The sequence below is a fragment of the Archangium sp. genome (assembly GCF_036389735.1).
Taxonomy (GTDB): Bacteria; Myxococcota; Myxococcia; order Myxococcales; family Myxococcaceae; genus Archangium.
On record NZ_DASVWK010000846.1, the window covers coordinates 1 to 6,618 of the forward strand.

5 protein-coding genes and 2 pseudogenes are annotated in these 6,618 nt (G+C 70.6%); 1 reads left to right on the plus strand and 6 read right to left on the minus strand.

All coding sequences use genetic code 11. From position 1 onward, the window contains the following. The 3 genes and pseudogenes from VF794_RS30265 to VF794_RS30275 all read right to left on the minus strand — a co-directional run. A pseudogene (locus VF794_RS30265) lies at positions 1-393 on the minus strand (xanthine dehydrogenase molybdopterin binding subunit); the annotation flags it as partial. Between the two features lie 5 nt (positions 394-398). Continuing rightward, positions 399-1,850, minus strand: coding sequence for a xanthine dehydrogenase small subunit (gene xdhA, locus VF794_RS30270; RefSeq protein ID WP_331116420.1), 1,452 nt, complete (start codon positions 1,848-1,850; stop codon positions 399-401). Between the two features lie 96 nt (positions 1,851-1,946). Then, positions 1,947-2,360, minus strand: a complete 414-nt coding sequence (locus VF794_RS30275) for a DoxX family protein (RefSeq protein ID WP_331116422.1) — start codon at positions 2,358-2,360, stop codon at positions 1,947-1,949. Between the two features lie 117 nt (positions 2,361-2,477). On the opposite strand from VF794_RS30275, the gene VF794_RS30280 reads away from it, so the two are divergent. Next, positions 2,478-3,650, plus strand: a complete 1,173-nt coding sequence (locus tag VF794_RS30280) for an AI-2E family transporter (protein ID WP_331116424.1) — start codon at positions 2,478-2,480, stop codon at positions 3,648-3,650. A gap of 27 nt (positions 3,651-3,677) precedes the next feature. On the opposite strand, the gene VF794_RS30285 is transcribed toward VF794_RS30280, so the two are convergent. The 3 genes and pseudogenes from VF794_RS30285 to VF794_RS30295 all read right to left on the minus strand — a co-directional run. Beyond that, the gene (locus tag VF794_RS30285) at positions 3,678-5,756 is read right to left on the minus strand and encodes a lamin tail domain-containing protein (protein ID WP_331116426.1); all 2,079 of its coding nucleotides are present in this window, start codon (positions 5,754-5,756) and stop codon (positions 3,678-3,680) included. 89 nt (positions 5,757-5,845) lie between these two features. Then, positions 5,846-6,334, minus strand: coding sequence for a YqaA family protein (locus VF794_RS30290; protein WP_331116428.1), 489 nt, complete (start codon positions 6,332-6,334; stop codon positions 5,846-5,848). Positions 6,335-6,357: 23 nt separating this feature from the next. Beyond that, positions 6,358-6,618, minus strand: a pseudogene (locus tag VF794_RS30295) (hypothetical protein); the annotation flags it as partial.

Here is a 6,618-nt window from a genome sequence, read left to right on the forward strand (position 1 = left end):
GCGGGCCAGGTCGGCGCTCTCCGCGAGCACCAGGGCCACCGTCTGCCCCTGGAAGTGCACCTCGTCCTCGGCCATCAGGGGCTCGTCGTGGATGACGGGGCCCACCTGGTTCTCCCCGGGGATGTCCTCGGCGAAGAGCACCGCGTGGACGCCGGGCAGGGCCCGGGCCTTCGAGGCGTCCTTGCGCAGCAGGCGCGCGTGCGCGTGGGGCGAGGTGACGAGGTGCCCCGCCAGCATCCCGGGAGGATGGGGCAGGTCGTCCACGTAGAGCGCCTCGCCGCTGGTGTGCTTCAGCCCGCTCTCGTGCGGGGCCGGGGCGTGCAGGGGCGTGCTGGCCGGCGCGGGCTGCTGCGCGTGGACGGCTTCGGGAGAAGAAGAAGGAAGCGTGCTCATCCGGGTTACCTCACCTGCACCGTGGCCGAGTGGCCCTCGGCGAGCCGGGGCGTGGGTGACTGTTGCGTCTCGAGGAAGAAGCCGCGCAGGAGGTTCTTCGCCACCTGGGCGCGGTACCACGCCGAGCCTCGATGATCGGACAGGGGCTTGAAGTCCTCGTCCAGCCGGGCCAGGGCCTCCTCCACCGTGGCCTCCGTCCAGGGCCGCCCCACCAGCGCGGCCTCGGTGTGCCGGGCCCGCGAGGGAGTGGCCGCCATGCCGCCATACGCCAGCCGCGCCTCGGTCACCTTCCCCTCCCCGTCCACCACCACCCGGAAGCCCGCGGACACGCTGCTGATGTCCAGCTCGCGCCGCTTGGACACCTTATAGGAGAGGGCCCTGGCCCCCTCCGGCTGCGCCGGCACGTCCACGCACGCCAGCACCTCGCCACGCTTCAGCGCCGTGCGCCGGTAGCCCTCGAAGAAGTCCTCCAGCGGCATGCGGCGCTCCCCCGCCCGCGAGCGCACGACCGCCTCGGCCCCCAGCGCGAGCAGCACCGGCGCCAGGTCTCCAATGGGCGACGCGGTGCAGAGGTTGCCACCCACCGTCGCGCGGTTCTTGATCTGCCGCGAGCCGAAGTAGCGCAGCATCCGCTCCAGCGGGGGGCTGGCGGCGCGCGCGTAGTCCTCCAGGTCCGTCAGCGGCACCGTGGCGCCCACGCGGTGCCCGCCGTCGCGAGGCTCCAGCACGCGCAGCTCGGGCAGGGACTCCAGCGACACCAGCAGCGGCGGCTGGGCGTGCTTCTTCGTCACCTCCAACGACAGGTCCGTCCCGCCCACCACGAAGCGGGCATCCGGGTTCTTCTCCAGCACGTCCCAGAGGGCCTCCAGCGAGCCGGGAGTGAAGAAGCGCTGGGCACCGGCCTCGTAGGCCAGGGCCATGGGCTCGGGCCGCGTCTCCGCGAGCGCGCGGGCGAAACGGTCCTCGGGGCGCAGGCCGGCCACCTGTTTCGCGGCCTCGCGGATGGGCCGGTAGCCGGTGCAGCGGCAGAGGTTGCCGCACATCTGCGCGTCCAGCTTCCAGGGCTCGTCCAGATCGCGGCGGTGGCAGGCCTCCAGCATCGCCATGGCGACGCCCGGGGTGCAGTAGCCGCACTGCGAGCCCAGCTCGCGCGCCAGCGTCTCCTGGACGAGGTGGTACTTCCCGCTCTCCTTCAGCGCCTCCACGGTGTAGACGCGCTTGCCCTGCACCATGGGCAGCAGCAGGAGACACGCGTTCACCGCGCGCAGGGCGGGAGCCCCCTGGCCATCGTGCTCCAGCACGGCCACGGAGCAGGCGCCGCAGTCCCCTTCGGCACAGCCCTCCTTGGTGCCGGTCAGGTGCGCCCTGTCTCGCAGGTAGCGCAGCAACGTGGTGGTGGGAGACAGCCCCGTCTCCTCGACGGGTCTGTCATTCAGGAAGAAGCGCAGCCGATCCATGAGCCTCCCCCGACCCCCAGGAGGGTGGCCGGGGGGTCAGCGTACTACGGCCGGCGCGGGCTCGCGCGGCCATGAGTGCTCAATACCGGACGGGGCTCAGCCGCGCAGCGCCAGGAGGGCCACCAGGCTGACGAGGAAGTAGGGCACCAGGGCCGCGGCGCCCACGTAGTCCTTGGCCAGGCGCTGGCCGGCGAAGAGGGACAGGTAGGTGAAGCCGGCGAGGGCCGCGCCCCCCAGGGCCACCCGGGTACCGCCGGACACCACCAGCAGCACCAGTCCGACCGCGTTCAGGACGCCGGAGGCCAACTCCATCACCATGAGGGTGAACAGCATGGGGGCCACCAGTCCGCGCACGGGGGTCTTGGAGAAGTGTCCGGTGAGCCACCCCAGATTGCCCTTCCAGTCGAAGATCTTGTCCAGACTCGTCTGGAGGAAGTTGGCGGCGAGGAAGGCGGCGCACAGCGCCTGGACGATCCACAGGGGGAGGAGGTTCGAGTCGAAGGACGGCATGGAGGCGCACTCTACCCGGCCTGCCTGCCTACCCAACAACCGAGCAGAGGGCGGTTACGGTCAGCCGGGCAACCCCCACCCCTACCGTCCTCCGGCACGCTCCCTATCGTCCCCAGTATGGCTACCGAACGAGGGGCGCGTCGCGTCTTCATAGGGCTGATCCTGCTGTCCATCGGCCTGGTGCTGCTGGTGATGTCCCCCTTCTTCAACGCCTTCTTCCTGGCCGCGGTGCTCGCCGGTGCGTTCTACGGCATGCACACGTGGTTGACGCGGCGCTTCCGGGGACGGGACGGGCTGTCGGCCGGCATCATCTGTGTGGGGACCGTCCTGGCCCTGCTCGCCCCCCTGGCCGCTCTCACGGCCTTCATCGTCTCCCAGGTCATCGAGGGAGTGAACTACCTCTCCGGCATCGTGGAGCAGCGCGGGCTGGAGGGCCTGCTGGCCTACGTTCCCGGCCCGCTGCACGACCCCGCCGCGAGGATGCTGGAGCGCTTCCAGACGCAGAGCGCCGGGATGTGGCAGACCGTCCAGGAGCAGCTCACCACCCGGGGCGCCACCGCGGCCCAGACGGTGGGTGGGGTGGTGGCGGCCACGGGCTCGGTGGCCTTCCAGGTCGTGATGATGCTCATCGCGCTCTACTTCCTGCTGGTGGATGGCAGACGGCTCGTGGGCTGGCTGGAGAGCGTGTCTCCTCTCAAGCGCGGGCAGACGACGGAGTTGCTGACCGAGTTCCGCGGCGTCACCAAGTCGGTGCTGGTGTCCACCATCGCCACCGCGGGCGTGCAGGCGGTGGCGGCCCTGGTGGGCTACCTCATCACGCGCGTGCCGGTGCCCATCTTCTTCGCGGCGGTGACGTTCTTCTTCGCGCTCATCCCCGCCGTCGGCGCCGCCGTGGTGTGCCTGGCCGCCGCCCTGATCCTGCTGGCCACCGGGCACCCCGTGGCCGCCCTCGTGCTGGCCATCTGGGGCATCGTCGTGGTGGGCTTGTCCGACAACATCGTCAAGCCCCTGCTCGCCAAGCGCGGCATGCACATGCACGGCGCCATCATCTTCTTCGCGCTGCTCGGGGGTCTGGCCGTCTTCGGCGCTGTCGGCCTGCTGCTCGGGCCGCTCATCGTGGCCTTCTTCCTCGCCGTGCTGCGCATCTACGAGCGCGACTACGGCCGGCCCTCCGAGCGTCCCGGTGATCCGGCTACCCCGCCGCAGAACAAGCCCACCGTGCCCGAGGGCGAGGAGTGGGAGCCCTCCGGGTTCCACCCCCATGGCGGTGTGGAGGAGCACTCCCACTAACCCCCGCCTCTCGAGGCCCGCCAGGGCTCAAGGCCGGACGACGCCGGCCCCGGTCACGTCGAGCGAGTAGTTGCTCATCGCGCCCGCGTAGCCCACCACCTTCACGAAGTACGTGCCCGGCTGCGAGACGTTGAAGCTGACCCGCTCCGGGTTGCTCGTGGTGTAGCCGCGCGCCACGTACAGGTTGAGGTCGGAGGCGGAGAAGACGAACCAGTCCAGGTCCGCGCTCCCGGGCATGCTCAGCGACACCGTGGCGGTGCCCGGCGCGTCCACCGTGAAACTGAACCAGTCCTCATCCGTGACACTGGAGATGGAGCCACTCACGCGGATGCCCGCCGCCACCCGTCCATTGGCGGTCGCCGCGCTGTTGTTGGACTCGGTCTCCGCGGTGATGACGGGCTCGGTCGGCGTACCGGCGTCCGTGCCCGCGTCCGTGTCCGTGCCCGCGTCCGTGCCCGCGTCCGTGCCGGTGCCAGCGTCCGTGTCCGTGCCCGCGTCCGTACCGGTGCCCGCGTCCGTGCCGGCATCCGTATCTCCCGAGCCACCGCCGTTGTAGTCCGTCCCATCCACCCGCTTGCCCGGAGAGGTGGTGAGGCTCGACAGGCTCGTGTGCAGCACGAAGGTGCCACCGGAGCCGACATCCGGAGAGCGGTTCATCGACACTCCGTCCGTGCCCGACAGCGCGTTCGTATAGGTGAAGGCGTCCACCGTGGCGCCAGACCTGTTCTTCACCGTCACCGTGCCCCCGCTGTTGCTCAGCACCAGCGAGCCGGTCGAGGCAGCGACCGCGTTCGTCAGCCCCGCGGGAATGCCCGTCGCCCCCGCGAAGACGACCAGCATCGAGCCCGCGCCCAGCGTCGTGCCACTCGCGAAGGTGTGCTTCGTGGCCGTTCCAACCACCAGGGTCCACCCGCTCAAGTCCACCGCCCCGGTCCCCACGTTCACCAGCTCGACGAACTCGCGTGCGGTGTCACTCACCGGCTCGTTGGCCAGGATCTCGTTGATGAAGACCTGGGCCGTCCCGGTGCCCGCGTCGGTCCCCGTGCCCGCGTCGGTCCCCGTGCCCGCGTCCGTCCCGGTGCCCGCGTCCGTCACCGGCCCCGTGCCCGCGTCCGTCACTGGCCCCGTACCCGCGTCCGTCACTGGCCCCGTGCCCGCGTCCGTGGAGTCGACCGGAATGAGGAAGTCCTTGATCACGGCCATGTGCTGCATGTTGCTGGAGGCGCTGTCGCCGCTCTGCGCCGGAGCAATCTCCGAGAGGGGCGAGTACACGCGCGTATCCACCACCAGGCCCGCGGGGAAGGTGCTGCCGCCGATGACCGTCGCCGTCTGGTAAGCGCGCAGATCCGCGTCCACGAGCACGTGGTCATACGGCTTGGAGCGGCTGGCGTTGGTGCCGGTGTTGTTGTTCTTGTCCGCCGGGTACGGGCCGCTGGTGCTCACCACATTGGAGAAGGCGCTGAAGCAGGGCTCGGTGCGGTTGTCGGTGTTGAAGTCACCGCCAATGGTCAGGTAGTCGCCCGCGGGGACGTTGGCGTTGATGAAATTGACCAGGTTGCCCGCCTCGGTGTTGCGCACGCTGCTGCTGGCCGTGAGCAGGTGCACGCTCACCACCCAGAGGTCCCTCGGGCCGGGGATGTCGATGCGCGCCCAGGCGAAGTCACGGTTGGAAACCTGCGTGTCGTCCCACTCGCCCGCGTCGATGATGGGCCAGCGGCTGATGACGCCGTTTGGAATCTGCGCCCCACCCTCGCGGTAATAGGAGAAGCCTGGCCCGAACGTGGCGTCGACGAAACCGCGAATGGCGCTCGCCGAGTTGTCCCCGTAGTTGAACTCCTGGATCATCACCACGTCCGGCTTCGTGCCCTGCATGATGCGGGCGCCGTGACCAGGGTCGTAGCTCTGAAGGTTGCCGCTGGTGATGTTCGCCGCCATCAGCCGCACCCGGACGTCGGTGAGCGATGCTCCACTCTCGAGGAGTCCATCGCCCGCGCCATCTCCTTCCAGGGCGCCCTCACCACACGCGGCGAGGACCAGGGTGAGCAGCGGGAACATCAGCCAGGAACCGAGGCCGGCCCGCTTCGAGAGGGGTAGGTGCTGTGACATGAAGAGGCTTCCTGCCCGCGACAGGCGGACGATGAGGGAAGGACGACGCCCGCATCATCGCCCATTCGACCCTCACTCGTCTCGCAGCCTCACGGTGAAATTCCAGCCTGGCGCGCCGCCAGAGCGGACAGGGCGACAAAGAGGTAGCGCAGTCCCTTCCCCAGGGTGACGAAGGCGATGAACGGCCCCCAGCGGACGCCCACGAGGCCGGCGGCGAGCACGAACACGTCTCCCACCACGGGTACCCACGCCAGGGCGAGCACCGGCGCGCCCCAGGTGGCCAGCCGCGCCCGGGCCCGCGCCAGCCGGGGACCCTCGCGGGCCTCGCGCCGCCGCACCCAGCGTCCCACCGGCCCGCCGCCGCCGGCCGCCACCCAGCGCCCCAGCAGATAGACGGTGATGGAACCGAGCACGTTGCCCCCGGTGGCCACCGCCACGGCCAGCCCCGGGGACACCCCTCCGTAGACGAGCGCGGCCAGCACCGCCTCGGAGGGGGCGGCGAGGATGGAGCCGGCCACCGCCGCCACGAGGAAGAGCCCCGGCAACCCCCATTGAGCGAGCGTGGACGCGTCCGGCATTCGTGAGGGAGCGAGGGCCGACCTCAGGCCGCGACGGCGTGGTCCAGCGAGCGCCAGGTGCCCAGCGCCCAGTCCTGCTCGTCCGGATCATCGAAGCTGACGACGCACAGCGCCCGGTGCTCACCGGCCTCGCACAGCGCGGTGAGGCGGTACTCGCCCGGCTCCATGTGCAGCGTGGCCCGGCCACTCACCCGCTCGCCCTGGTGCTGGAACTCGTACGGCAGCGACTCCTCGGGGCCGGGCGCAATGCCTTGCACGTCATCCTGCAGCGGCACGAAGCGCAC